This window comes from Blastococcus brunescens (genome assembly GCF_035320885.1).
Classification (GTDB): domain Bacteria; phylum Actinomycetota; class Actinomycetes; order Mycobacteriales; family Geodermatophilaceae; genus Blastococcus_B; species Blastococcus_B brunescens.
In genome coordinates this window covers 530421-556385 of record NZ_CP141261.1, presented here as the reverse complement: position 1 = coordinate 556385, position 25965 = coordinate 530421, and the positions used below count along the sequence as shown (strand labels likewise).

Annotated in this window: 22 protein-coding genes, 5 pseudogenes and 1 riboswitch; of the genes and pseudogenes, 17 read left to right on the top strand and 10 right to left on the bottom strand. The window is 72.2% G+C overall.

Annotated features, from left to right (window positions below; translation table 11 throughout):
* Positions 1–39: 39 nt before the first annotated feature.
* The 5 genes and pseudogenes from U6N30_RS03935 to U6N30_RS03915 form a co-directional block, all read left to right on the top strand.
* Positions 40–1257: pseudogene (locus U6N30_RS03935) on the top strand (catalase); the annotation flags it as partial.
* Positions 1258–1358: 101 nt separating this feature from the next.
* Positions 1359–1931: a catalase-related domain-containing protein gene (locus U6N30_RS03930; RefSeq protein WP_324276220.1), complete on the top strand. Its 573-nt coding sequence runs from the start codon at positions 1359–1361 to the stop codon at positions 1929–1931.
* Positions 1835–2155, top strand: a complete 321-nt coding sequence (locus tag U6N30_RS03925; RefSeq protein WP_479690611.1) for a hypothetical protein — start codon at positions 1835–1837, stop codon at positions 2153–2155. The genes U6N30_RS03930 and U6N30_RS03925 overlap by 97 nt, the downstream gene beginning before the upstream one ends.
* Positions 2156–2654: 499 nt before the next feature.
* Positions 2655–3611 carry a BtrH N-terminal domain-containing protein gene (locus U6N30_RS03920; protein WP_324276218.1) on the top strand — a complete coding sequence of 319 codons (957 nt, stop codon included), beginning with the start codon at positions 2655–2657 and terminating at the stop codon, positions 3609–3611.
* Positions 3584–3952, top strand: coding sequence for a DUF4872 domain-containing protein (locus U6N30_RS03915; protein ID WP_324276217.1), 369 nt, complete (start codon positions 3584–3586; stop codon positions 3950–3952). Before U6N30_RS03920 ends, U6N30_RS03915 begins: the two co-directional genes overlap by 28 nt.
* An 81-nt stretch (positions 3953–4033) precedes the next feature.
* On the opposite strand, the gene U6N30_RS03910 is transcribed toward U6N30_RS03915, so the two are convergent.
* Together U6N30_RS03910 and U6N30_RS03905 are read right to left on the bottom strand one after the other, a co-directional pair.
* Complete coding sequence (locus tag U6N30_RS03910; protein ID WP_324276216.1) at positions 4034–4756, bottom strand: FAD-binding oxidoreductase; 723 nt, start codon at positions 4754–4756, stop codon at positions 4034–4036.
* A gap of 10 nt (positions 4757–4766) precedes the next feature.
* A complete protein-coding gene (locus U6N30_RS03905) occupies positions 4767–5375 on the bottom strand; it encodes a sulfite oxidase-like oxidoreductase (RefSeq protein WP_324276215.1) in 609 nt (202 codons plus the stop codon).
* A 196-nt stretch (positions 5376–5571) separates the two neighbouring features.
* On the opposite strand from U6N30_RS03905, the gene U6N30_RS03900 reads away from it, so the two are divergent.
* The 5 genes and pseudogenes from U6N30_RS03900 to U6N30_RS03880 all read left to right on the top strand — a co-directional run bounded on the left by U6N30_RS03900 (position 5572) and on the right by U6N30_RS03880 (position 11256).
* On the top strand, positions 5572–6234 hold the full coding sequence (locus U6N30_RS03900; protein ID WP_324276214.1) for a succinate dehydrogenase cytochrome b subunit: 663 nt from the start codon (positions 5572–5574) through the stop codon (positions 6232–6234).
* A 12-nt stretch (positions 6235–6246) separates the two neighbouring features.
* Positions 6247–8544: pseudogene (locus U6N30_RS03895) on the top strand (fumarate reductase/succinate dehydrogenase flavoprotein subunit); the annotation flags it as partial.
* Positions 8442–9311, top strand: a complete 870-nt coding sequence (locus U6N30_RS03890) for a 4Fe-4S binding protein (RefSeq protein WP_324278152.1) — start codon at positions 8442–8444, stop codon at positions 9309–9311. The pseudogene U6N30_RS03895 and the gene U6N30_RS03890, both read left to right, overlap by 103 nt.
* Complete coding sequence (locus U6N30_RS03885; RefSeq protein ID WP_324276213.1) at positions 9205–10707, top strand: zinc ribbon domain-containing protein; 1503 nt, start codon at positions 9205–9207, stop codon at positions 10705–10707. The genes U6N30_RS03890 and U6N30_RS03885 overlap by 107 nt, the downstream gene beginning before the upstream one ends.
* Positions 10708–10887: 180 nt before the next feature.
* Entirely contained in the window at positions 10888–11256 is a 369-nt protein-coding gene (locus U6N30_RS03880) for a PaaI family thioesterase (RefSeq protein ID WP_324276212.1), read from the top strand.
* A gap of 16 nt (positions 11257–11272) precedes the next feature.
* Here the strand turns inward: U6N30_RS03880 and U6N30_RS03875 are convergent, their stop codons facing one another.
* Complete coding sequence (locus tag U6N30_RS03875) at positions 11273–13210, bottom strand: putative bifunctional diguanylate cyclase/phosphodiesterase (protein ID WP_324276211.1); 1938 nt, start codon at positions 13208–13210, stop codon at positions 11273–11275.
* Entirely contained in the window at positions 13207–13392 is a 186-nt protein-coding gene (locus U6N30_RS03870) for a hypothetical protein (RefSeq protein ID WP_324276210.1), read from the bottom strand. Before U6N30_RS03870 ends, U6N30_RS03875 begins: the two co-directional genes overlap by 4 nt.
* 390 nt (positions 13393–13782) lie before the next feature.
* On the opposite strand from U6N30_RS03870, the gene U6N30_RS03865 reads away from it, so the two are divergent.
* Positions 13783–14085: a hypothetical protein gene (locus U6N30_RS03865; RefSeq protein WP_324276209.1), complete on the top strand. Its 303-nt coding sequence runs from the start codon at positions 13783–13785 to the stop codon at positions 14083–14085.
* 1 nt (position 14086) lies between these two features.
* Positions 14087–14512 carry an MmcQ/YjbR family DNA-binding protein gene (locus U6N30_RS03860; protein WP_324276208.1) on the top strand — a complete coding sequence of 142 codons (426 nt, stop codon included), beginning with the start codon at positions 14087–14089 and terminating at the stop codon, positions 14510–14512.
* Here U6N30_RS03860 and U6N30_RS03855 read toward each other — a convergent pair.
* A pseudogene (locus U6N30_RS03855) lies at positions 14487–15337 on the bottom strand (DUF1028 domain-containing protein). The gene U6N30_RS03860 and the pseudogene U6N30_RS03855 overlap by 26 nt on opposite strands.
* Positions 15338–15578: 241 nt before the next feature.
* Between U6N30_RS03855 and U6N30_RS03850 the strand changes: the two are divergent.
* Entirely contained in the window at positions 15579–16397 is an 819-nt protein-coding gene (locus tag U6N30_RS03850) for a helix-turn-helix domain-containing protein (protein WP_324276207.1), read from the top strand.
* 3 nt (positions 16398–16400) lie between these two features.
* Here U6N30_RS03850 and U6N30_RS03845 read toward each other — a convergent pair whose 3' ends face one another.
* From U6N30_RS03845 to U6N30_RS03825, 5 genes and pseudogenes are all read right to left on the bottom strand, one after another.
* Positions 16401–17429, bottom strand: a complete 1029-nt coding sequence (locus U6N30_RS03845) for an LLM class flavin-dependent oxidoreductase (protein ID WP_324276206.1) — start codon at positions 17427–17429, stop codon at positions 16401–16403.
* Between the two features lie 66 nt (positions 17430–17495).
* On the bottom strand, positions 17496–18542 hold the full coding sequence (locus U6N30_RS03840) for a ribonucleotide-diphosphate reductase subunit beta (RefSeq protein WP_324276205.1): 1047 nt from the start codon (positions 18540–18542) through the stop codon (positions 17496–17498).
* Positions 18539–20523: pseudogene (locus tag U6N30_RS03835) on the bottom strand (ribonucleoside-diphosphate reductase subunit alpha). Before U6N30_RS03835 ends, U6N30_RS03840 begins: the two are co-directional and overlap by 4 nt.
* Positions 20524–20546: 23 nt before the next feature.
* The gene (locus U6N30_RS03830; protein ID WP_324276204.1) at positions 20547–20948 is read right to left on the bottom strand and encodes an ATP cone domain-containing protein; all 402 of its coding nucleotides are present in this window, start codon (positions 20946–20948) and stop codon (positions 20547–20549) included.
* 115 nt (positions 20949–21063) lie between these two features.
* Positions 21064–21282, bottom strand: a riboswitch (cobalamin riboswitch).
* Positions 21283–21339: 57 nt separating this feature from the next.
* Positions 21340–21960: an LURP-one-related family protein gene (locus U6N30_RS03825; RefSeq protein WP_324276203.1), complete on the bottom strand. Its 621-nt coding sequence runs from the start codon at positions 21958–21960 to the stop codon at positions 21340–21342.
* 567 nt (positions 21961–22527) lie between these two features.
* Here U6N30_RS03825 and U6N30_RS03820 point away from each other — a divergent pair.
* From U6N30_RS03820 to U6N30_RS03800, 4 genes and pseudogenes are all read left to right on the top strand, one after another.
* Positions 22528–23241, top strand: coding sequence for a hypothetical protein (locus U6N30_RS03820; RefSeq protein WP_324276202.1), 714 nt, complete (start codon positions 22528–22530; stop codon positions 23239–23241).
* A gap of 14 nt (positions 23242–23255) precedes the next feature.
* A pseudogene (locus U6N30_RS33185) lies at positions 23256–24229 on the top strand (FAD-binding protein).
* Positions 24226–25164 carry an FAD-binding protein gene (locus U6N30_RS03805; RefSeq protein ID WP_324276199.1) on the top strand — a complete coding sequence of 313 codons (939 nt, stop codon included), beginning with the start codon at positions 24226–24228 and terminating at the stop codon, positions 25162–25164. The pseudogene U6N30_RS33185 and the gene U6N30_RS03805 overlap by 4 nt, the downstream one beginning before the upstream one ends.
* Positions 25161–25916 carry a succinate dehydrogenase/fumarate reductase iron-sulfur subunit gene (locus tag U6N30_RS03800; protein ID WP_324276198.1) on the top strand — a complete coding sequence of 252 codons (756 nt, stop codon included), beginning with the start codon at positions 25161–25163 and terminating at the stop codon, positions 25914–25916. Before U6N30_RS03805 ends, U6N30_RS03800 begins: the two co-directional genes overlap by 4 nt.
* Positions 25917–25965: the final 49 nt, after the last annotated feature.

Below are 25965 nucleotides of genomic sequence, written 5' to 3'. Positions count from 1 at the left end.
TCAGGGGCCCGAACGACTCTGAAGCACCCAGGAGCCCTCATGCCTCCCGCACGCCAGCCCGATCAGTCCGCTCCGAGGACCGTCAGCCCTACGGGCGTCGGCTACGACGGCCCCAAGGAGGGCCCGGACCCGCGGGCGCAGGCCGGCGACAAGCTGACCACGCCGAACGGCGTGCGCATCCCCGACAGCGACCACTCGCTCAAGGCGGGGCCGCGCGGGCCCGTCCTCCTCGAGGACTTCCACCTGCGCGAGAAGATCATGCACTTCGACCACGAGCGGATCCCGGAGCGCGTGGTCCACGCCCGGGGCGCCGGCGCGCACGGGATCTTCACCGCCAACGGCGCCGCGGCTAGCGTCACCCGGGCCGCCGTCCTCGCCGAGAAGGGCCTGCAGACGCCGGTCTTCGTCCGCTTCTCGACCGTGCTCGGTTCGCGCGGCTCGGCCGACACGGTGCGCGACACCCGCGGCTTCGCGACGAAGTTCTACACGAAGGAAGGCACCTGGGACCTCGTCGGCAACAACATCCCGGTCTTCTTCATCCAGGACGCGATCAAGTTCCCCGACATCATCCACGCGGGCAAGCCGCACCCGGATCGCGAGATCCCGCAGGCCCAGTCGGCGCACGACACCTTCTGGGACTTCGTCACCCTGCACACCGAGGCCACGCACCACACGCTCTGGAACATGAGCGACCGCGGGATCCCGCGCAGCTACCGGACGATGGAGGGCTTCGGCGTCCACACCTTCCGGCTGGTGAACGAGAAGCGGGAGACCGTCCTGGTCAAGTTCCACTGGAAGCCGAAGGCGGGCGTGCACTCCCTCACCTGGGAAGAGTCGCAGATCGCGGCCGGCGTCGACCCCGACTTCCACCGCCGCGACCTCTACGACGCCATCGAGAACGGCGCCTTCCCCGAGTGGGAGCTCGGCATCCAGGTCTTCCCCGACACCCCGGAGGAGACGTTCGAGGGCATCGACCTGCTCGATCCCACCAAGATCGTTCCGGAGGAGCTGGCGCCGGTGCAGCCGATCGGCACGCTCGTGCTGAACGGCAACCCGACCAACTTCTTCGCCGAGACCGAGCAGGTCGCCTTCCACACCGGGCACCTGGTACCGGGCATCGAGGGCACCAACGACCCGCTGCTGCAGGGCCGGAACTTCTCCTACCTCGACACCCAGCTCACCCGGCTCGGTGGACCGAACTTCACCCAGATCCCGATCAACCGGCCGCACGCCCCGGTGAACGACAACACCCGGGACGGCTTCCATCAGCAGGCGGTGCACACCGGGCAGGCGCCGTACACGCCCAACAGCGTCGACGACGGCGTCCCTTTCCCGTCGGACTGGGCCGAGGGGGTTACGTGCACGTCCCGCGGCACGTCGAGGGCGCGGTCGGCCGCACGGCGCCGGCGTCCTTCGACGACCACTTCTCCCAGCCGGCGCTGTTCTACGCCAGCCTCACCAGCGTCGAGCAGCAGCACGTGGCCGACGCGTACACCTTCGAGCTCGGCAAGTGCTACGAGCAGTCGATCAAGGAGCGCGGGCTGTCGGTGCTGGCCCGCATCGACGCGAAGCTCTGCGCACAGGTCGCCGCCGGCCTCGGGCTGCCGGTGCCGAAGAAGATCAAGGCCGAGAAGCCGGGCATGGAGTCCCCCGCCCTGCGGCAGATCAGGCCGACGCCGTTCCCGATCGACGGCCGGATCGTCGGCGTGGTCGCCGGGCCCGACGCCGATCTCACCGGCATCGCCACCCTGCGCACGGCGCTGGAGGCCGAGGGGCGCTGCTCCGTGTCATCGCCCCGCACGGTGGGCAGCTCGGCAAGGGCAAGAACGCCGAGATCGTGGAGCGCACCTTCGCCACCGGCCGGTCGATCGAGTTCGACGCGATCGTGGTCGCCGACGGCGCACCCAAGGACGGGGACTTCCGCGCGCTGATCATGCTGCAGGAGGCCTTCCGCCACCTGAAGGCCGTCGGAGCCTGGGGCGACGGCGTCGAGGTGCTGAAGGCGGCGGGGATCGACACGGGGGCGCCCGGGGTCCTCACCGGGAAGAAGGCCAACGCGAAGCTGGCCGCGGCCACCGTGGCCGCGCTGGGCATGCACCGCGCGTGGGACCGCACGCCGCTGGTGAGCGCCTCGATGGTGCCGCCGACGGTCTGACCGCACGACGACCGAGGGGCGGGACGGCAGCTGCCGTCCCGCCCCTCCGTCATCCCGCCGGTCCGTGACGTCCGTCATGGGTCGGTCGTGACGGCGGCCGCCCAGGTCGTGCACGACGGCACCTGACGCGGCGCTGTCTGGGCGGCACCGTCGGAGGTGCGTCCGGGATGACCGGCCCGACGGCGACCGGCGGGCGCACCGAGGAGGCCACGGACCGGCGTCGACGCGCATCGAGCCCGCAGGCCGACCCGCTCCGACCGGCGACGTGCCCGCCGTCGAGGTCGTCGAGGCCCGGCGGCACGGCTGGATCTGACCTGACTGCGGTAGCGTCCGGGCCGGCGAACCCCACGCCGCACCCTCTGACCGGTTGCCCACGCCACCGGCCGTGCGAGGGCAGAGGGGATCAGGTCCTCGGGGAGCTCCGGTCGGCACCTCTTCTTCGTCGCGGCCGGGCCCGGGACGCGTGGGGTCGGGGCCCGCGGCCGCCGAAGGAGTTCCCGTGACCAGCCACAAGCACCTCAAGTCCGCCGTCCGCGCCCGGATGGCCCGCACCGGCGAGCGCTACACGACCGCCCACCGGCACCTGACCGGGTCGCCGGCAGCGACCGACCCCGGCCTGGTCCCTGGTTACCGCCACTTCGGTGGCGGCCGGTCCCACGACAGCGCCCTGCTCACCCATCTCCTCGAGGCCGTCGGCGTCACCGCCGCCCACGACGGCGAACCGCTCGACGAGCCGATGACGGCGGGCCTGGCCGGTGGGATCGGCTTCATGTACTTCTCGTTCTCCTACGCCGGGCACGTGCCGACGATGACGATCGTGCCGCGGATCCACCCGCGGCCCTTCCTCATCGGCGCCCTCGAGCGCACCGGCATCCGGCACCAGGTCAGCGAGACGACGAGCGCGGCGAAGGCCGCCCGCGGTCTCGATGCCGCCCTCGGGGCCGGCCGCCCGGCACTGGTCACCGTCGACCGGGCGGGGCTGGGCCACCAGGTCTGGGCAGACAGCATCACGGGCAGCGACCCCTACGACGTCGTGGTCGCCGGCCGGCACGGGGACGTCGCGCTGCTCGACGACGACGCGCTGGCACCGATCGGGGTACCCGTCGACGTGCTCGCCTCCGCTCGCGCGGCGCACCGCGCGAGCAGGCACCGGATGGTCGTCGTCGAGTCGGCCGGAGCACCGGTCGACCTGACCCGGGCCGTGCGCGCCTCGATCGCCGTGACCGTGCACGACCTGACGGAGGACGTGATGCCGGGCAACTTCGCGGGCAACTTCGGGCTGCGCGGGCTCACGCGGTGGGCCGACGCGCTCGCCGACCGACGCACGAGGACCGGCTGGGCGCAGCTGTTCGACAGCGGCCCGGCGTTCGGGCACGCCATGCGACGGCTGCACGACTGCCTGACCTTCGACCACTCCTCCCCGGCGCGATGCGGCCGCTCTACGCCGACTACCTGACCCAGGCAGCCCGGCTGCTCGGCGAGCCCGCACTCGGCCAGGCAGCACAGCTCTACTCCCGGGCCGGGGACCTCTGGGCGCAGCTGGCCGAGACCGCTGTCGCCGGCCACCTCGCCCCCTACCGCGGGCTGGTGGAGCGCCGTCTCGAGCTCCTCCTGGGCGGGGCCGGTGCCGACCGGCTGCGACCGCTGGCCGAGGAGGCCGAGGCACTCACCGCCGGACTCGACCTCGCCGAGCCGGACCGGCTGGTCGTCCTGGACTCGCTGGCCGGGCTTGCCGCCGAGGTGGTCCCGCTGGAGCGCGAGGCGTGCGCAGCGCTCCAGGCTGCCGCCGGCGCGTAGGACCGTCGACGGGGTGGACCGGAGGAGCCCACGACCGGACCCGTTCCGGGCTCCCCGGTCCACCGGTACGCGCGACGGCCATCAGGCAGGCGCCCCGCTGGGGCCGAAGCGCTCCACGCGGACGTCGGCGGCCGGGAACCCCATGCCGACCAGCAGCTGGCTCGCCGCCTCGGCGAACGACGCCGAGCCGCACACGTAGGCGGTCTGGCCGGGTTCCCAGAGCGGCACGAGATCCGGAGCGGTCAGCCGCCCGGCCGGACGGATGCCGCGCGCCTCCCGGGTGAGGACGATCAGCGCGCCGGCGTCCGTGAGCTCCTCGGCGTAGGGCAGCTCGGCCAGGGTGCGGCTGGACACGGCGACGCGCAGCAGGTCCAGCCGGCCGAGGTCCCGGGCGTGCCGGACCATCGCGACGAAGGGGACGACGCCGAAGCCGCCGGCCACCAGCAGCGCGGGGGTCTCGCCGTCCCAGACGAACCAGCCACCGATCGGTCCCCGGAGCTCCAGCTCGTCGCCGGGCTCGACGACGTCGGCCAGGTAGGTGGACACCTCGCCGTCGTCCAGCCGCTCGACGAACAGCTCGACCAGCGGGTCACCGGGCGCCGAGGCCACCGAGTACGAGCGCTGCGCGGTGTACCCGTCCTCCGCGGTCAGCCGCACGACGTAGTGCTGGCCGGGCATGTGGTCGATCCGGTCGTGGACGTCCAGGCGCAGCTCGACCGACCGCCGGATGGGGCGGCGGACGCCCGCGACGGCCGCCGTCCGCCAGCCACCCGCCGGCGCCGGCGGACGTCCCGCGCCGAGCACGGCCCCGTCGTCAGTCACCCTGGTAGCGCTGCTGGCGCCAGGGGTCACCGAGGTCGTGGTAGCCGTTCTGCTCCCAGAACCCCTGCTGGTCGCGGGCGAGGAGGGTCAGCTTGCTGATCCACTTGGCGCTCTTCCAGAAGTACAGGTGCGGGACCAGCAGCCGGACCGGGCCACCGTGCTCGATGGGCAGCGGCTTGCCGTCGAACTCCCAGACCACCCACGCCTTGCCGCCGGTCACGTGCTCGAGGGGCAGGTTGGTCGTGTAGCCGGTCTTCGACGTCGCCATCACGAAGTGCGCCTCGGGCGTCGGCCGCGCGGCCTCCAGCAGGGTGTCCACGCTGACGCCGGCGAACTGCGTGTCGAACTTCGACCACGTGGTGACGCAGTGGATGTCGCCGCGGTACTCCGACGACGGCAGCCGGTGCGCCTCGTCCCAGGACCAGGTGGTCGGGGACTCGACCTTGCCGTCGACGGTGATGCTCCACGTCTCGGGGCTGATGCGCGGCGTCGCCTCGGCGGTCAGCACCGGCCAGTCGCCGCCGACGTCGTACTGCCCCGGCGGCAGCCGCGGGTCGCGCTCGCGGCGGCGGCCGAGGAAACCTCTGGTAGGTCCGGGCACGCTGTGGTCCTCCCCATCCGGACGGCGCGGCACCTCGACCCCCGACCGCGCAACGCCCGACCCTAGGGCCTGAGCTGCGGTGAGGGCAGCCTTACATGAGCTGAGTCACCTCGTGTTTACCTGGCCGCAAAGTGCTGCGGCACCTAGCTTTGTGCCTGTGGTGACAGTGACGCACGCGGGACGCCGGACCCCGAAGGTGGCGAAGACGAACTCGGTCTTCAAGAAGGCCGTCATGGCCGTGAGCGGCATCATCATGGTGCTGTACCTGATCGCGCACGTGGTCGGGAACCTGAAGGCCTTCTCCGGGGCAGACGCCTTCAACTCCTACTCCGGGTGGATCCGCACGGTCGGCAACCCCGCGGTTCCGGGCCAGACCGCGCTCTGGACGATCCGCATCGTCCTGCTGGTCGCCGTGGTCGCCCACTTCTGGGCCGCCGTCTCGCTGTGGCGACAGGCCAAGCGGGCCCGCCCCGAGAGCTACGTGACGAAGAAGTCGGTGGCGCAGAGCTACGCCTCACGCACCATGCGCTGGGGCGGGGTCATCGTGCTGGCCTTCATCATCTACCACATCCTCGACCTCACCACCGGCACGGTGAACGCCGAGGGCTTCGACAGCACGCCCTACGACCGACTGGTCGCCAGCTTCTCCAACCCCTTCGTCACGGCGTTCTACGCGATCGCGGTCATCCTGCTGGGCATGCACCTGCGACACGGCATCTGGAGCGCCACGCAGACCCTGGGCCAGAGCAACCGGCGGCGCGAGAAGACGGTCAGCCTGTTCGCCCTCGGGTTCTCGACCGTCCTGACCCTCGGCTTCCTGCTGGTGCCGTTCTCCGTCCTCTTCAACATCATCGACTGAGGAGCTCCAGCGATGCCTCTCGATCTCTTCACCACCGGCGACCCGATCGCCGACAGCAAGGCCCCGACCGACGTCGAGATCGGCGAGCGGTGGAGCGAGCGCCGCTTCCGCGGCCGACTGGTCAACCCGGCCAACCGCCGGAAGATGACGATCATCGTCGTCGGCACCGGCCTGGCCGGCGGTGCCGCGGCCGCTACCCTCGGCGAGGCCGGCTACAAGGTCTCGTCCTTCTGGTACCAGGACAGCCCGCGCCGGGCGCACAGCGTCGCCGCGCAGGGCGGCATCAACGCCGCCAAGAACTACCGCAACGACGGCGACAGCGTCCACCGGCTGTTCTACGACACGGTCAAGGGCGGCGACTTCCGCTCGCGCGAGAACAACGTGCACCGCCTGGCCGAGGTCAGCGTCAACATCATCGACCAGTGCGTCGCGCAGGGCGTGCCCTTCGCCCGCGAGTACGGCGGCCTGCTCGACAACCGCTCCTTCGGTGGCACCCAGGTCTCGCGCACCTTCTACGCACGCGGCCAGACGGGCCAGCAGCTGCTCTACGGCGCCTACCAGGCGCTGGAGCGGCAGATCGCGGCCGGCAGCGTCGAGCAGCACGCGCGCACCGAGATGCTCGACCTGATCGTGGTCGACGGCCGCGCCCGCGGCATCGTCGCCCGCGACCTGGTGACCGGCGAGATCACCACGCACTTCGCCGACGCCGTGGTCCTGGCCACGGGCGGGTACGGGAACGTCTTCTACCTCTCCACCAACGCGATGGGCTCCAACGCGACGGCGATCTGGCGGGCGCACAAGAAGGGCGCGTACTTCGCCAACCCCTGTTACACCCAGATCCACCCGACCTGCATCCCGGTCAAGGGCGACTACCAGTCCAAGCTGACGCTGATGAGCGAGTCGCTGCGCAACGACGGCCGTGTGTGGGTGCCCAAGGAGCGCGGCGACGACCGCGACCCGCGGGAGATCCCCGAGGACCAGCGCGACTACTACCTCGAGCGCATCTACCCGGCGTTCGGCAACCTGGTGCCCCGCGACATCGCCTCCCGCCAGGCCAAGAACGTCTGCGACGAGGGCCGCGGCGTGGGCCCGGGCGGGCTGGGCGTCTACCTGGACTTCGCCGAGGCCATCGAGCGGCTGGGCCGCCCGGCGGTCGAGGCCAAGTACGGCAACCTCTTCGACATGTACGCGCAGATCACCGGCGAGGACCCCTACTCGGTCCCGATGCGGATCTACCCCGCCGTGCACTACACGATGGGCGGGCTGTGGGTCGACTACGACCTGCAGTCCTCGATCCCCGGCATGTTCGTGATCGGTGAGGCGAACTTCTCCGACCACGGCGCCAACCGGCTGGGCGCCTCGGCCCTGATGCAGGGCCTGGCGGACGGCTACTTCGTCCTGCCGGCCACCATCACCGAGTACCTCGCCGACGCCCCCTTCGAGAAGATCACCGACGAGCACCCGGCCGCCGTCGAGGCGCTGCGAGGCGTCCAGGAGCAGGTGCAGAAGCTGCTCGACATCAACGGCACCCGCACCCCGGCGTCCTTCCACCGGGAGCTGGGCAAGCTGATGTGGGACCTCTGCGGCATGGAGCGCTCCGAGGAGGGCCTGCGCAAGGCGCTGGACCGGATCCCGGAGATCCGCCAGGAGTTCTGGACCAACGTGAAGGTGTCCGGCGACTGGCACTCCTTCAACCAGACCCTGGAGCTGGCCGGCCGGGTGGCCGACTTCATCGAGCTCGCCGAGCTGATGTGCATCGACGCCCTGCACCGCCGCGAGAGCTGTGGCGGGCACTTCCGTGCCGAGAGCCAGACCCCCGAGGGCGAGGCACTGCGCGACGACGAGAACTTCGCCTACGTGGCCGCCTGGGAGTGGACGCCGGAGGGCCAGCCCCCGTGCTGCACCAGGAAGCCCTCGAGTACGAGTACGTCCACCTCGCACAGCGGAGCTACAAGTGACCCTCACCCAGGACGGCCCGCACTCGTCCGCCGGCGCTCCGGCGCAGAAGCGCGGCATGAACCTGACGCTGCGCATCTGGCGGCAGAAGGACCCGACGGTCAAGGGCAAGATGGTGACCTACAAGGTCAGCGACATCTCCCCGACATGTCCTTCCTCGAGATGCTCGACGTGCTCAACGAGCAGCTGATCATGCAGGGCGAGGACCCGGTCGCCTTCGACCACGACTGCCGCGAGGGCATCTGCGGCATGTGCGGCGTCATGATCAACGGCGAGGCGCACGGCCCCCAGCAGACGACCACGTGCCAGCTCCACATGCGGTCGTTCAACGACGGCGACAAGATCGACATCGAGCCGTGGCGGGCCAGCCCCTTCCCGGTGATCAAGGACCTCGCCGTCGACCGGCGGGCCTTCGACCGGATCATCCAGGCCGGTGGCTACATCTCCGTCCCGACCGGGACGGCGCCGGAGGCGCACGCGACGCCGGTGCCCAAGAAGGACCCGACGCCGCGTTCGACGCCGCCACCTGCATCGGGTGCGGCGCCTGCGTGGCGGCCTGCCCCAACGCGTCGTCGATGCTGTTCACCGCCGCGAAGGTCACCCACCTCGGCCTGCTCCCCAGGGACAGCCCGAGCGCGACGACCGGGTGGTCAACATGGTCGCCCAGCAGGACCGCGAGGGCTTCGGTGGCTGCACCAACATCGGCGAGTGCTCGCACGCCTGTCCCAAGGGCATCTCGATGGAGACCATCTCCCGCCTCAACCATGACCTGCTCGGCGCGCTCCGGGCCGGAGCGCGCCCCAAGAGCTAGCACCGCGGCCGTCAACGTTTGCCTCGTTGGCGTGGTGATCGTTGTGTCGGTGGTGTCGTGCAGGGTGCGGGCATGCCTCGCATTCAGGAGTCGTCGGCGCCGCCGGTGGTGTACCGGACCGCGCGGGTGGCGCTGCGGGTCACCGGGGGCAGCGGCGGCGGCTGTTCGGCCTGCTGCGGTCCGGTGGGGACGTGTGGGCGGCGGTGCTGCTGCTCAACCGCTGGCGGCGGCAGCGCGGCGACCGGCCGATCGTCGGCTATCAGGAGCTGTGCCGGGAGCTGGCCGCCGCCGGCGCGGGCACCTTCGGTGAACTGTCGACGACAGGCGCCCGCTCGGTGCTGCGGGCCTACTCCGATGCGTGGATGAGCGCCGCCCGGCGACGCCGGGCCGGGGATATGGCGGCGCGGTTTCCGCGGCGGCGGCGGGCGCTGGTCCCGGTCCGCTTCTACGCCGGCACCTTCACCGTGGCCGACGGGCGGGTGCGGCTGCCGGTGGCGCGCGGCCGCCCGCCGCTGTGGGTGCGGCCGGCCCGCCCGCTGCCCTATCCGGCCGGGCAGGTGCGCTCGGTGCGCCTCGTCAACGACGGTCGGCGGCTGTTCCTGGACGTCACCGCCGAGATCCCGGTCGCCACGTATCCGCCGGGGTCGGGCCCGGATCCGGCCCGGGTCGCCGGGGTCGACCTCGGCATCATCCACCCCTACGCCGTCCTCGCCCCCGCGGCGGCCCGGGCGGCCAGGGGGCGCCGGCGCGGGGCTGCTGGTGTCGGGGCGGGCGTTGCGCGCCGAGCACCGGCTGCACCTGGCCGAGCGCAAGGCGCGTTCTCGCGCGGTCGCCCGCCGCGCCCCCACCCGCGGGTAGTCCGGGTCGCGGCGGTGGAAGCAGTACCGCCGGCGCACCCGCGTCCTGCAGGGCCGCCACCGAAGGCGCCTCGCCCAGGCGCGGCACGAGGCCGCGACGACGGTGGTGGCCTGGGCGGTGCATCACCGGGTCGGCACCCTGGTCGTCGGCGACCCCGCGGCGTACTCGCGCGGGATGCCGGGCGGCGGCAGAACAAGGCCGTCCGCGACTGGGCCGTCGGCGACCTGATCCGCACCCTGGCCGACAAGGCCGAGCGAGCCGGAATCGCCGTCGAGCTGGTCGACGAACGCGGCACCTCCTCCACCTGCCCCGCCTGTTCCGCCCGGGTGGCCAAGCCGCGCGGGCGGGTCTTCAGCTGCCGGTCCTGCCGGTTCACCGGACACCGAGATCTGGTCGGTGCCGCCAACATCGCCGCCCGCGCCACCGCCCACCCGGGCAGCGGCGCGGCCGGCGGATCCGTGACCGGCGGCCCGATGCCGTCGGTGACCACGCACCGTCGAGCCGGCCGGCACCTACCCGGTGCCGGCCGGTCCCGGCGTGATCCGCGCCGCGGACTGATCAGCCGGCCCCCGGCCGGCCGACACCCACCCACCCGGCGGGCCGCCACGACGGATCCACCTGGCCCGCCGTGGCCCGCCCCGCAACCGATACCGGTTCCGGGAAGTCGCTCGCCGGCACCCGCCGCGAGGATCAGGCACCGCTCCACGGGGCGAACCATGCCTGACACGGCACTAGCAGCAGGACCCCGGGCCTCGTGCCGGGCACGCCTCCGACGGGCGGTGATCCCTCGGGGTTCCCGCCCGTTCAGCGTGCGGTCGGCGGCTTCCCTTGTTGGGTTCAGTATGTGAACCTAGACCCATGACTGCTGAGCTGACGACCGAGACCGCACCCGCCACCTGGGGCGAGCCCCGCACGCGGGAGATCACCTGGCACGACCCGATGATCACCGCCGCCGGCGCCCTCGAGCGCTCGGGGCTGGAGACCATGCAGGCCATCCGGGACGGCGTCCTGCCCCCTCCCCCATCGCCATGCTCGTGCAGATGGGCATCACGGCGATCGAGGCAGGCCGGGTCGAGTTCACCTGCACGCTCGACGAGTCGGTCTACAACCCGATCGGCGTCGTCCACGGCGGGCTCGTCTGCACGATGCTCGACACGGTCGCAGGGTGCGCCGTGCACACCACCCTGCCCGCCGGGGTGGGGTACACCTCGATCGAGCTGAAGGTGAGCTACCTGCGTGCGGTGCACGCGAGCAGCGGTCCGCTCACCGCCATCGGGCGGGTGGTGAAGCCCGGGCGGCGGGTGGCGTTCGCCGAGGGCGAGGTGCTCGACGCCGCCGGCCGGACCGTGGCCACGGCGTCCAGTTCGCTGCTCGTCTTCCCCGTCCCGTCGACCTGAGGGGCGGCGTGGCTGATCAGCTCGGGAACGGCACCTCGGACGGCTTCCGGTCCTGCAGCCACGACCACAGCTGGTCCGCAGGGAGCGGGCGGCTGAGGTGGTATCCCTGCACGATGTCGCAGCCCAGGGTGGCCAGCGCGTCCACCGTGGCCTGGTCCTCCGCACCCTCGGCGACGAGGGTGAGGTCGAGGGCATGGGCCAGCTGCAGCGTCGAGGTCACGATGGAGGCGGCGCGGGAGCTCCCGGTCATGGCGCCGACGAACACCCGGTCCAGCTTCAACTCGGTGACGGGCAGCGCGGCGAGGTAGGCCAGGCTGGAGTAGCCGGTGCCGTAGTCGTCGATGGAGACGCCGACACCCGTCTCCCGCAGCCGGGACAGCACCCGGACGGCGCGCTCCCGGTCCTCCATGAGGATGCTCTCGGTGACCTCGAGGACCAGCGCGGCGGCGGGCAACCCGTGCCGGTGCAGGGCTCCGGCCACCTCGTCCGGGAACTCCTCGTCGACCAGGTTGGACGGGCTGACGTTCACCGAGACGGTCAGGAGGGAGCCGTCGTCGGCCCACGCCCGGCATTGCGCGAGCGCCATGTCGACGACCGCGGTGGTGAGCCGGCTCATCAGCCCGGCCGACTCGGCCAGGTCGATGAACGCGTCCGGGAAGAGCAGCCCCCGGGTGGGGTGCTGCCAGCGCACGAGCGCCTCGACGCCGTCCACCTCGCCCGTCGCCAGCGCCAGCTTGGGCTGGTAGTGCAGGAGGAGCTGGCCGCCGGTGATGCCGGCGCGCAACTGCTCGACGGCTTCCAGGCGGTGCCGGCCCGAACCGTCGCGGGCGTCGTCGTAGACGGCGACACCACTGCGCCCGGCCTTCGCCGAGTACATGGCCAGGTCGGCGAGCTGCAGGAGCTCCTCCGCGGTGGTCGAGTGCTCGGGCCCGACGGCCACACCGACGCTGGCGTCGATCGTCAGGCTCATCCCACCGATGCGGAACGGCTGCTGCAGCTGGGCGCGCAGCCGGGTGGCCATGGTCACCGCGTCCGCGCCGTCGAGGTCCGCGCACAGGACGACGAACTCGTCGCCGCCCAGCCGGGCCAGGAAGTCCTCGGTGCGCAGCTCGCGGTGCAGCCGCGGCCCGACCTGACGGAGCAGCGCGTCGCCCACGGCGTGACCGAGGGAGTCGTTGATCTCCTTGAACCGGTCGAGATCGAGGACCAGGACGGTCACGGCCGCGCCGGCGGCGAGCCGCTCGTCGGCCGCCTCCAGCGCCTCGAAGACCGACCGCCGGTTCGGCAACCCGGTCAGCTCGTCGGTGCGGGCCTGGCGCCGGCTGTCGGCCAGGGCCCGCACGTCGCGGAAGGTGAACCCGGTGCGGGCGAGGGCTGCGAGCACCGCGGCGAGCGCGAGCCCGCCGGCCACCGGATCGCCGTCGCCCAGGTAGCCCCAGAAGAGCAGCCCCACCGCGGCCAGCGTGCATCCGGCCGGGACGAGGAGCGCCATCCGCCCCTCCACCCGGCTGGTCATGCCGCCGCGCGTCGGCTGGCAGGCGGCCAGGCCGAGGCAGACGAAGGCGCCGCTCCAGGCGACGTCGAGCGGGCCGCCGACGGTGTAGATGCCGTGGACGACCTGGTAGGCGTAGACGGTGTCGGTGACGACGAACAGGGCGACGCCCCCGGCCAGCCACCACCAGCCGGCCCCGGCGCCGCGCCCGATGACGACGAGCGCGCCGGAGAGCAGGCCGAGCAGGAACAGGTCGGCGACCGGGTAGGCGACGCTCGCGACCACCACGGCCACGCTCCCGTCGGCCGCGCGGACCAGGGCGCCGAGGGCGAGGACGGCGGCGAACGCCGCAGCGGTCAGACCCGTGATCAGGCAATCGAGCCAGGTGGTGGCGGTGAGCCGTCGCACGCGGCTGCGGAGCATCAGCAGGAGCGCGGCGAACGCCAGCGGGTAGAAGCTCATGTAGCCCAGGTCGGACCACGAGGGCCGGGGGCGACCGGCAGGAAGCGGTAGTAGAGCTCGAACGCCAGCGCGCCGGCGAAGTAGGAGCCGACGGCGCCGGCGAGCAGCCACCACGCGACGCGGTCCTCTCCCCCACCGAAGCCCCGGACGACGAGCATGGCGACGAGGCCGACGAAGAACACCAGTTTGCCGGAGGACGCCAGCAGCGCCCCGATACCGGTCGCTCCCAGGGCGCCGGCCGCGAGAGCCGCGGCCCACGTCCCCCGAAGACGACGGCCAGGACGCGCACGATCCGCAGCGGGCGGTCGACGGCGCGCGCCCGGGCATCCCTGCCCTGGGCGTCGACGGGTCGGTTCCTGCGCATGGGGGTCCATCGGCCGATCCGGGCCGGTCCTGCAGCACCCGGGGCGGGTGAATTCCCGCGCCCCCTAGGTCGGGGGAGCAACCCCCTGTGCCGCCGGCCGCCGTCCGTACCGTGCTCCCCGTGGCGACCTGGGACGACGTGTCGCGGGTGCCTGGCCCTGCCCGGGACCAGGGAGGCCGTCTCGGCCGGCGGCCGCCGGCACCGGCAGGTGCGCGGGAAGACGTTCCTGCGGGAACGCCCCTGCACCGCAAGGACCTCGACGAGCTCGGCGGACGGGCTCCTCCGGGCCGGTGCTCGTGGCCTCGGTACCGACGAAGGCGCCGAGGCGGCCCTGCTGGCGGCCGAGCCGGAGGTCCACGTCTCGACGTCGCACGTCGACGGCTGGCCGGCGGTGCTGTGCCGGCTCGACCGGCTGGACGAGGAGGCGCTGACCGAGCTCGTGGAGGAGGCATGGGCGGCCCACGCTCCCCGGGGGCTGGTGGCCGGGCACGTCCCGCGCGCACACTCCTGACATGGCCGACTGGGACGACGTGGCCCGCACCTGCCTCGCGCTGCCCGAGACCTCGGAGGGCACCACGCGCGGCTGGCGCCAGTGGCAGGTGCGGACCAAGGGCTTCGTCTGGGAGCGCCCGCTGGGCACGAAGGACGCCGCCGAACTGGGCGACGCAGCACCGACCGGACCGGTCGTGGCCGCCTACGTCCCCGACGACGGGGCGAAGGCGGCCCTGCTGGCCGCCGAGCCGGAGGTCTACTTCACGACGTCGCACTTCGACGGCTATCCGATCGTGCTGTGCCGCCTCGACGAGCTCGACCAGCAGTCGCTCACCGAGCTGGCGGCCGAGGCGTGGGCCTGCCGGGCACCGCGCCGGCTGGTGGCCGAGCACCCGTCCCCCGCTGATCGGACGGCGGCGGTCAGACAGGGACGATCCGGGCGATGACGTCGGCCGGCATGAGCCCGGCCTTGCCGAACCGCCGGGCCGCCTCCAGGAACTGCGGCGCCGTGGCGGCCAGCTCGCCCAGCATCTCGCGCGCGGCGTCCTCGCGGCCGGCCAGCGCGGCGACCACGGCCCGCCACATGAGCTGGTCGGGTTCGGTCGCCGGGTCCATCGGACGCAGCAGTTCGAGCTCGCGGTCGGCGGTGACCGGGTCCCCGTCGATCGCCTGCTGGAACGCCCGGACCACGTCCTGGTACCGGGCGCGGGTCACCAGGAGGTCCGCGAGCGCGGCCACCGGGTCGGCCGAGTCGTCCACCCGCAGGTCCACCACCGTGTCGTGCCAGGGGCGCCCGGTCGTCGTCGCCCGGATCACCATGATCGCGGCCGACCGCCGTCCCCGGAAGTCGCCACCGGCCTCCTCCGCGGCCTGCAGGGCGCTGAGCAAGCGCTGCGGGAGGGGCCGGCCGAGTTCTCGAAGCGCTCGACCATCGACTCCCAGACCACGGGCGAGGTGGCCATGTTGGCCAGCGCCACGCAGGTGTCCCCCACCAGGTGCCCTGCGGATTCGACGCAGCTGGACCCGGTGTAGGCCGCCAGGTCGCCGTTGACGCCGAGGACGGCGACCTGGCGGCGCTCCGGCTGGGGGTCGACGCTGCTCAGCGCGGTCAGCACCTCCTGCGCGGTGAACCCGCCCTGCAGGAGATCCAGGCCGACCGACCCGTACATCGGCTCGGCCATCGACTGGGTGGCGATGACGCCGTGGCCGGGCAGCGCGAACGGCACGCTGTTGCCGACCGCGAAGGCCTGCGACTGGGTGGCGACCCCCATCTCACCGGTGTCGGGGTCTCGGGCGACGATCGAGTAGGTCACCGGCGGGGGCTACCCCGGGCCGTCGGCGGCTACACCCGCGGGTGCGTGCGGGAGGCGCGGACCGGGCTCACGGGTCCGCGCCTCCCCCGTTCCTGTCTAGGCGGGCGCGAGTTGTCCCGAACCGGCCCGGGTTCCGGGACAATCAAGTCCGGACAACGGGGGCGGCCGCAGGACAGCGGCCAGGACGGCAGGAGGACCGGTGGGGCGACCGCAACGACCCATCCCGGACGACGACCACTCGCCCGAGGCGGAGTTCGCCCGGGCGCTGCGCCGGCTGCGAACGGAGGCAGGGAGCCCGACCTACGCACAGCTGCAGCGGCGCACCGGTTACAGCGACACGACCTTGTCCGCCGCGGCGAGCGGGCGCGGCCGGCCGTCGCGCGACGTGGTCCAGGCCCTGGTCGTGGCGCTGGGTGGGGACGCGGCCGAGTGGGACGCCCGGTGGCTCGCGCTGCCGGCACCCGACGCGGGTCACCTCCCGTCGTCGTCGGGAGCAGCTCCCGCGCCCGACGTCGTCCCGGGCGGCGGCGCCGCGTCCCCGCGGAGGCGCCGGACGGCGGTCCTCGCGGGGGCCGTCGCCCTGCTGGCCGTCGCCCTCGCGGGAACCGGCTTCCGGATGGCCGACGACGAAGGATCCGCGGCGGAGCCGCCACCGGCCTCCTCCGCCGTCACGGTGACCGTCCAGAACCAGGTGACGGCGGGGCCGGCGGCGATGCGGGAGGACAGCCCGGCCTACCTGTCCTCGAGGCCGGAGAACAGCTGCCGGGCACGGGGCTGCATGGCGCCCGGGGACGCCACCTTCGACACCGGGGACACCCTGGCAGTCGTCTGCCAGGTCACGGGCGAACGCACCACCAACGGCAACGACGGCGACCCCGCCGACGACCACAACCCGGAGCTGTTCACCTCGACGCGCTGGTACGGGTCACTGCTCCCGGACGACAGCCTGGGATACCTCGCCGAGACCTGGATCAGCCCGGCCGACCGCGGCGGGCTCGGCCTGCCGCGCTGCGGGTGACGGTCAGACCCGGACGTCCTCCAGCGCCTCCGCGAGGAGGGTGACCGACCGGAGCCGCGCCTCCGTCGTCGGCGCCTGGTGGGCGACGATCAGCTCGTCGGCGTCGGCGGTCCTCAGGAAGCCGTCGAGGTGGTCCCCCACCTCGGCGCGGGTGCCGACGGCGGTGTGGGTGAGCATCGAGTTCACGTGCGTGCCCGCGCCCTGCGCCAGCAGCTCGTCGGCCTGCTCGTCGCTGAGCTTCTGCCCGCGACCGAAGAGCCCGATGGCGAGGTTCCGCTTCACCGCTGCCAGGTTCGTCCGGGCCGCCTCGACGGTGTCGGCAGCGACCACGTTGACGCCCGCGATGACGTGGGGCTCGGCCAGCTGCGCCGAAGGCGTGAACTCCCGCCGGTAGGCCTCGACGGCGGGCGCCAGCATCTGCGGCGCGAAGTGCGAGGCGAAGGCGTAGGGCAGGCCCAGCGCGGCGGCGAGGGTCGCGCCGAACATGGAGGAGCCGAGGACGTACAGCGGGACGTTCGTGCCCTTTCCGGGGATCGCGTCGACGCCGGGCACGCGGGTCTCGCCGGCGAGGTAGGCCTGCAGCTCCAGCACGTCCTGCGGGAACCGGTCGGCGGAGTTCGGGTTCCGGCGCAGCGCGTACATCGTGTTCTGGTCCGACCCCGGTGCTCGGCCCAGACCGAGGTCGATCCGCCCCGGGTACATCGCCTCGAGCGTGCCGAACTGCTCGGCGATGGTGAGCGGCGCGTGATTGGGCAGCATCACCCCGCCGGCACCGAGCCGGATCGTCCTCGTGTGGGCGCCGACGTGGGAGATCAGCACGCTGGTCGCCGACGACGCGATCGAGGGCATGTTGTGGTGCTCGGCGTACCAGACCCGCCGGTAGCCGTGCTCCTCCGCGCGCTGGGCGAGGGCGACGCTGGCGGCGATGCTGCTGCCGGCGGTCTCACCGCGGGCGATGGGGGCCAGGTCGAGGATGGACACCGGGATGCGCATGGAGAAGCCCTTCACGTTGGTTGCCCGGTGCAACGCCATGGGGGCGGCGCGGCTTCCCGAGGGTCCGGGACGGCGACGCCGCCGTCCCGGACCTCCGGACTGGACCTAGAACTCCTCGTCGTCGAACGAGACCTGTCCGCTGACGCCCAGCTGGTAGGCCGAGACCCGGCGTTCGAAGAAGTTGGACAGCTCCTGCACGTCCTGCAGCTCCATGAAGGCGAACGGATTGGCCGAGCCGTACCGCGCCGGGATCCCCAGCAGCTCCAGCCTGCGGTCGGCGACGTGCTCCAGGTAGGCCCGCATGTCGGGCAGGCTCATCCCGGGCACGCCGCCACCGAGCAGGTCCTCGGCGAACTGGACCTCGCACTCGACGGCCTCGGCGAGCATCTCGCTGACCTGGGCCTCGAGGTCGTCGTCCCAGAGATCGGGCTCCTCCCGCCGCACGGTGTCGACGACGTCCAAGGCGAACGCCATGTGCATCGACTCGTCCCGGAACACCCAGTTGGTACCACTGGCCAGGCCGTTGAGCAGACCGCGCGAGCGGAGGAAGTAGACGTAGGCGAAGGCGCCGTAGAAGAACAGCCCCTCGATGCAGGCGGCGAAGCAGATGAGGTTGAGCAGGAACGCCCGCCGGTCCTCGCGGGTGCGCAGCTCCTCGACATCGCCGAGGGAGTCGATCCAGCGGAAGCAGAAGTCGGCCTTCCGCTTGATCGACGGGATGCTCTCGACCGCGGCGAACGCCTCGTGCCGCTCGGCCTCGTCGGGCACGTACGTGTCGAGCAGGGTCAGGTAGAACTGGACGTGCACCGCCTCCTCGAACAGCTGGCGGGAGAGGTACAGCCGGCCCTCGGGTGAGTTGACGTGCTGGTAGAGGTTCAGCACGAGGTTGTTGGCCACGATGGTGTCGCCGGTGGCGAAGAAGGCCACCAGCCGGCTGACCAGGTGCCGTTCGGCCGGGGTCATCCGGCGCAGGTCGGCGAGGTCGGAGTGCAGGTCGACCTCCTCCACGGTCCAGGTGTTCTTGATGGCGTCGCGGAAGCGGTCGTAGAAGTGCGGGTAGCGCATCGGCCGGAGCGTGAGCTCCATCCCGGGGTCGAGCAGCATGGGGGTCTCCGGGGAGTCGGTGGGAGTCGTGGACGCGGGCCCGGTCACTGGCAGGCCTCGCAGCTCTCCGGGTTCTCCAGCGAGCAGGCGACGGCGTCCTCGACGGGAGCCGCCGTCCGCACGCCGACGGTGGCCTGCTGGATGCGCGTCGCCGGCCGCGAGCGCAGGTAGTAGGTGCTCTTCAGGCGGCTTGCCCAGGCGTAGCGGTACATCGACGACAACTTGCCGATCGTCGGGTTGGCCAGGAACAGGTTCAGCGACTGGCTCTGGTCCACATACGGAGCACGCGCGGCGGCCAGGTCGATGAGCGCCTTCTGCGGCAGCTCCCACGCGGTGCGGAACAGCCGGCGGGTCTCCTCGGGCAGCCCGGGGATCCCCTGGACCGACCCCTCGGCACGCTTCAGCGCCTGCCGCGTCTCGTCGTCCCACCGGCCGAGCCGCTTGAGCTCGGCCACCAGCGCCCCGTTCACCTGGAGGAACTCACCCGACAGCGTCTCCCGCTTGAACAGGTTCGACACCTGCGGCTCGATGCACTCGTAGCAGCCGGCGATGGAGGCGATCGTCGCCGTCGGCGCGATGGCCACCAGCAGCGAGTTCCGCAGCCCGTGCTCGGCCACCGCGGCGCGCAGGCTCGCCCACCGCTCGGTCTGGGTCGGCTGGACGCCCCAGAGGTCGGGCTGCAGCGCGCCGTCGGCCGCCCGGGTCTGGCTGAACGCCGGGTGGGCGCCGAGCCTGGCGGCGAGAGCGGCGGAGGTCTCCAGCGCGGTCAGGTAGATCTCCTCCGAGATCCGGGTGGAGAGCTCGAGGGCCTCGGGGCCGTCGAACGGCAGCCCGAGGGCGAAGAAGACGTCCTGCAGCCCCATCAGCCCGAGCCCGACCGGGCGCCACCGCGGGTTGCTCGCCGCGGCCTGCTGGCTCGGGTAGTAGTTGATGTCGATCACCCGGTCGAGGAAGTCCACGGCGGTGCGGACGGTGCCCCGCAGCCGCTCCCAGTCCAGGCCCTCGGCCCGCCCGTCGGGTGCGACGAGCAGGTGCCGGGCGAGGTTGACCGAACCGAGGTTGCAGACGGCGGTCTCGCTGTCGCTGGACACCTCGATGATCTCGGTGCACAGGTTCGACAGGTGGACGACGGTGCCCGGCCGCGCGGTCTGGTTGCAGGTGCGGTTGGCGGCGTCCTTGAACGTCATCCAGCCGTTCCCGGTCTGGGCGAGGGTGCGCATCATCCGGCCGTACAGCTCGCGGGCCGGCACCTGGCGGACGATCCGCCCGGCCGCCTCCGCGGCGCGGTAGGCGGCGTCGAACTCCTCGCCCCACAGGTCGGGGAGCTCCGGCACCTCGTCGGGGTCGATCAGCGACCACGGCTCGTCGGCCTCGACGCGGCGCATGAACTCGTCGGGGATCCAGTTGGCCAGATTGAGGTCGTGGGTGCGGCGGGCGTCCTCCCCGGTGTTGTCCCGCAGTTCCAGGAACTCCTCGATGTCCGGGTGCCACGGCTCGAGGTAGACGCAGGCCGCACCCTTGCGCCGTCCGCCCTGGTTCACCGCCGCGACGGACGCGTTCAACGTCCGCAGCCACGGCACGATCCCGTTCGACTGCCCGTTGGTGCCGCGGATCAGCGCCCCCGGGAGCGCACCCGTGACCAGGCGATGCCGATCCCGCCGGCGTACTTCGACAGCGCCGCCACCTGCGCGTAGCGCTCGTAGATCGACCCGAGCTCGTCGCGCGGGGAGTCGACGAGGTAGCAGGAGCTCATCTGGGTGTGCCGGGTCCCGGAGTTGAACAGGGTCGGCGAGCTGGGCAGGTAGGCCAGCGAGCTCATCAGCCGGTAGAAGCCGACGGCCTCGGCCGGTGTCCGCGCGAGCCCGCAGGCCACGCGCAGCAGCCAGTACTGCGGCGTCTCGATCACCAGGCGGGTGGTCGGGTGCCGGAGGAGATACCGGTCGGCCACGGTGCGCAGCCCGAAGTACTCGAAGCGGCGGTCGGCGTCGGGGTCGATCGCGTCGTCGAGCTTGCGGGCGTGCCGGGCCACGAACTGCGCCGTCGCGTCGCCGATCAGCCCTGCCTCGTGGCCGAGCGCGATGCTCTGGCTGAACGAGGCGATGCCCTGGCCGGTGACCTCCTTGCGGACGAAATTCGCCAGCAGGCGGCCGGCGAGCCGGGAGTACTCGGGCTCCTCCCCGTCATCTCGGCTGCCGTCTGGATGGAGAGCCGGTCGAGCTCGGCGCTGGTGGCCCCGTCGTAGAGGCCGCTGATGGTGCGGGTGGCCACCCTCAGCGGGTCCACCCAGGTGAGGTCGTCGCACCAGCGGGCGACGGCGCGGACGATCTTGTTCACGTCGACCGGCTCGAGGTCGCCGCTGCGCTTGCGGACGTGCATCGTGCTGCGGGCCGGGGGCGTCGGCGGCGGTGGTTGGCTCGCCGCCACCGCCGTGGTGGGCTGCTCGGTCAGGGTCATCTGCTCGCTCCTCGGAGGCCAGATCCGAGTCCGGGCGAGGAGGAGCCGCCAGCCCCGGCCGTGCCGGAGCTGTCCGACGGACCCGATCCCCGAGGTCCCGGACGACCGCGCACGGGCGTGCGCGGTGCGGCTGGCAGGTCTTCGGACTCACGGGCGCGCCGACCTGCCGGTCGGCTCCTACTGGCCGTCGCTTCCCAGGTGCTCGCGCACCCAGTGCTCCTGACGGCGGTCGTTCCCATTCACCGCTGCGGGACAGTCCCGGATTTCCACCGGGTTCCCTCTTGCCCCGAACCGCTCGTGCAGAGCGCTCCGGACCAGCTGCGCGACCACCATATGTGGAGGTTCCGACAGAACCGGGGCACTACATGTTCCGGCGGCGTGTCGGGGTGGGTCAGCGGCTCTGCAGCGCGTCCAGGGCCACCGCCATCGCCGCTGCGACGCGGAAGTCCAGCCGCGGATCCGGCACGGTGACGGTGTAGTGGTCACGCAGGGCGACCCGCTTCTCGCTGCTCATCACCAGGGCACCGGTCGCGGTGTCGGTGAAGTCGAAGTGGAAGAGGAACGGCACCGGGATGTTGTTCAGGAACGGGATGAAGTTCCACACCCGGCGGAGCACGGCGATGAACTGGTTGCGCTCCTGCCCGACCGCCTCGAGGCCGGGGGCGGAGAGCTTCCAGGTGGAGCGCAGCAGGCTGGCGCCGAACTGCTTGCTGAAGTAGCCGATCGACCGGCCGTACTCGTCGAGGACGTCGTGCTCGGCACCGACGTCCAGCCGCTGCCGGGCCTTGAAGGAGAACACCCGTCGGCTCCTGGACTCGTCGGCGAAGAAGACGACCTCCTCGCGGAGCTTCATCCGCTTCTGCTCGGCGAGGGCCATCAGCTGCCCGTCGCCGCCGTCGGGCGTGGCCGCGCGGAGCTCGTACCGGTTCACCATCATGGTGACCCGCTGCTTGACGAAGAACGTCGGCACGATCATGGGGGCCGGCGGCTGGGATTCCGAGGGCACGGTCACGGGTGATGCTCCTGGTGGGCTCGGGATGCGGACGGGCTCATCCTGGCAGTGGTGACACCGCGGGCGGCGTGGAACGACTGCCGCGGACGGTCTGGTGCAGACGCTGCACGAGCCGCTCGAGCGGGCTGAGCGCCTCTCCGCACGCCGGGGAGCTCAGGGCACGATGTCCCACAGCACCGGGACCATCCGGGAATCCCCGGGGCCCGACCCGGTCTCCCCGTCCCGGGGTGGCCGGCGCCGGCGTCCCCGTCGACCTGCGACCACCGGCGACGGTCTCTTCCCGGCGCGCCGCACCGACGCGCCGCCAAACACCTTTCCCGCACCCGACGTCCGTGATCCACTGCGCTCCACCCGCCGTCGGGCTCAGCAGCGAAGCTGGAGGCAGGAATGCCGTTCGGGCAGCACGTGGCCGTCATCCGCGCGACCGGCGCCGACCCGCATCTCCTGGCGTCGTGACCACCACGGCCCCCGGGGGACGGGAGCGGTCACCCCGGGCCGGGGGACGGCGGGCCGGCCCCGCGCCGCGCCGCGATCGCGGAACGGACGCTGCGCACCGACCGCTGGTGGGTGCAGCCGCTGGTCACCGTCGTCGTGCTCGTGCTGTTCATCGCGTACTCGACGTTCAGGGCCTTCCAGAACGCGCACTACTACGCCTCGCCCTACATCTCGCCGTTCTACTCGCCCTGCATCACCACCCGGTGCGAGGGCGACAGCTTCCCGGAGTTCTTCACCGGCCCGTCGTGGATCTCCCCGGCGCTCTACATCCTGGTGCTGCCGCTGGGCATCCGGCTCACCTGCTACTACTACCGGAAGGCCTACTACCGCTCGTTCTGGCTCTCCCCGCCGGCGTGCGCGGTCGCCGAGCCGCACCGCCGGTACACCGGCGAGACGCGCCTCCCGCTGCTCGGGCAGAACATCCACCGGTACTTCCTGTACGCGGCGCTTCTGTTCAACGTCATCCTCTTCTACGAGGCCTTCCGCGGCTTCCGGGACGAGACCGGCGAGTGGGGGCACATGGGCCTCGGCACGCTGATCCTGCTGGCCAACGCCGTCCTGCTGTTCATGTACTCGATCTCCTGCCACTCCTGCCGCCACATCGTCGGAGGGCGGCTGAACCATTTCTCCAGGCACCCGCTGCGGTACAAGGCGTGGACCTGGGTCTCGAAGCAGAACGCCCGGCACATGCAGTACGCCTGGATCTCGCTCTTCGGCGTCGCCTTCGCCGACTTCTACGTCTTCCTGCTGGCCACCGGCACGATCACCGATCTCCGCTTCTTCTGAATGGGGCCTCATCGATGGAGCTCGAGCGGCACGAGTACGACGTCGTCGTCGTCGGGGCGGGAGGTGCAGGCCTGCGGGCCGCCATCGAAGCCCACGAGAACGGCGCGCGCACGGCCGTGGTGTGCAAGTCACTGCTCGGCAAGGCGCACACGGTCATGGCGGAGGGCGGGATCGCGGCGGCGATGGCCAACATGTGGCCCGAGGACAACTGGCGGGTGCACTTCCGGGACACCATGCGCGGCGGCAAGATGCTCAACCACTGGCGGATGGCGCAGCTGCACGCCCAGGAGGCGCCCGACCGCGTCCGCGAGCTCGAGGACTGGGGCGCCCTCTTCGACCGCACCCCCGACGGGCTGATCAGCCAGCGCGACTTCGGCGGGCACCGGTACGCCCGCCTCGCCCACGTCGGCGACCGCACCGGGCTCGAGCTGATCCGGACGCTCCAGCAGCGCACCGTGGCCCTCGGCATCGACGTCTACATGGAGTGCACGGTCACCCGGCTGCTCACCGGACCGGCCGGGGACGGCGGCGAGCAGGAGATCACCGGCGCGTTCGGCTACAGGCGCGAGTCCGGGCGCTTCGTCGCCTGGCGGGCCCCTCCGTGGTGCTCGCCACGGGCGGGATCGGCAAGTCCTACAAGGTGACGTCGAACTCCTGGGAGTACACCGGCGACGGGCACTCGCTGGCGCTGCAGGCCGGCGCGACGCTGGTCAACATGGAGTTCGTCCAGTTCCACCCGACCGGCATGGTCTGGCCGCCGTCGGTGCGCGGGATCCTGGTGACCGAGAGCGTGCGCGGCGACGGCGGGATCCTGAAGAACTCCGCCGGCAACCGCTTCATGTTCGACTACATCCCGGACTTCTTCCGCAAGGAGACCGCGGAGACCGAGGACGAGGCCGACCGCTGGTACGACGACAAGAAGAACAACCGGCGCCCACCGGAGCTCCTCCCCGCGACGAGGTCGCCCGCGCCATCAACAGCGAGGTGAAGGCCGGACGCGGTACCCCGCACGGCGGCGTCTACCTCGACATCGCCTCGCGCCGGTCGGCGGAGTACATCCGCAAGCGGCTGCCGTCGATGTACCACCAGTTCCGCGAGCTGGCCGAGGTCGACATCACGGCCGAGGCGATGGAGGTCGGGCCCACCTGCCACTACGTGATGGGCGGCGTGGAGGTCGACCCCGACACCGAGGCCGCCCGCGTCCCCGGGCTGTTCGCGGCCGGCGAGGTGGCCGGCGGCATGCACGGGTCCAATCGGCTCGGTGGCAACTCGCTGTCGGACCTGCTGGTCTTCGGCCGGCGCGCGGGGCTGGCCGCGGCCGAGCACGCGCTCACGCGGATCGGCCGGGTCGAGCTCCCCGACGAGGCGCTGGCCGACGCCGCCCGCGCCGCGCTCGCGCCGTTCGACCACGAGGGCGGCGAGAACCCCTACACCGTGCAGCACGATCTGCAGCAGACGATGCACGACCTGGTCGGGATCATCCGGACGGCGCCGGAGATGGAGCAGGCGCTCGAGCGGATCGCGGCGCTCAAGGAGCGGGTGGCGAACCTGTCGGTCGAGGGCCACCGCCAGTACAACCCCGGCTGGCACCTGGCGCTCGACCTGCCGCACATGCTGGTCGTCAGCGAGTGCATCGCCCGGGCCGCGCTGGAGCGGGAGGAGAGCCGCGGCGGGCACACCCGCGACGACTTCCCCGCGACCGACGACGAGTGGTCGCGGACCAACCTGATCTGCTCGCGAGCCCCCGACGGGAGCGTGGCGCTGACCCGCCAACCCCTCCCCGGATGCCGGCCGAGCTCGCCGAGGTCTTCGAGTCGTGAACGAGCTTGCGAGTTCAGAGGAGCAGAGCGGCGACGCGAACGACGAGCGCCAGCGAGGAGGAAGCGTGAGCGAGCTCGCGAGCTCAGGAGGGGCAGAGCGTGACGTACGACGCGACCTTCCGGGTCTGGCGCGGGGACGCCGAGGGCGGGGACCTGCAGACGTTCACGGTGGAGGTGAACGAGGGCGAGGTGGTGCTCGACGTGATCCACCGGCTCCAGTCGACCCAGGCCGGCGACCTCGCCGTCCGGTGGAACTGCAAGGCCGGCAAGTGCGGCTCGTGCAGCGCGGAGATCAACGGGCGCCCGCGGCTGATGTGCATGACGCGGATGAGCACGTTCGGCGAGGACGAGACGGTGACCGTGACACCGCTGCGCGCCTTCCCCGTGATCCGCGACCTCGTCACGGACGTCTCCTTCAACTACGAGCAGGCCGCACGGATCCCGGCGCTCGCGCCGAGGCCGCGCGAGGAGGACGGCAACCACCGGATGCAGCAGATCGACGTCGAGCGCTCGCAGGAGTTCCGCAAGTGCATCGAGTGCTGGCTCTGCCAGGACACCTGCCACGTCCTCCGCGACCACGAGGGCAACAAGGCGGCGTTCTCCGGGCCACGCTTCATGATCCGACTGGCCGAGCTGGACATGCACCCGCTGGACACGCTGGACCGCCACGACGCCGCCCAGGACGACTTCGGGCTCGGCTACTGCAACATCACCAAGTGCTGCAGCGAGGTGTGCCCCGAAGGCATCCACCTCACCGACAACGGCATCATCCCACTGAAGGAGCGGGTGGTGGACCGCAAGTTCGACCCGCTCACCTGGCTCGGCTCGAAGATCGGCCGGCGCCCGAAAGACTGAACGCCGGCCCGTGCGAGGATCCGTCCTCGTGCGGCTTCTCGGGCGGGGG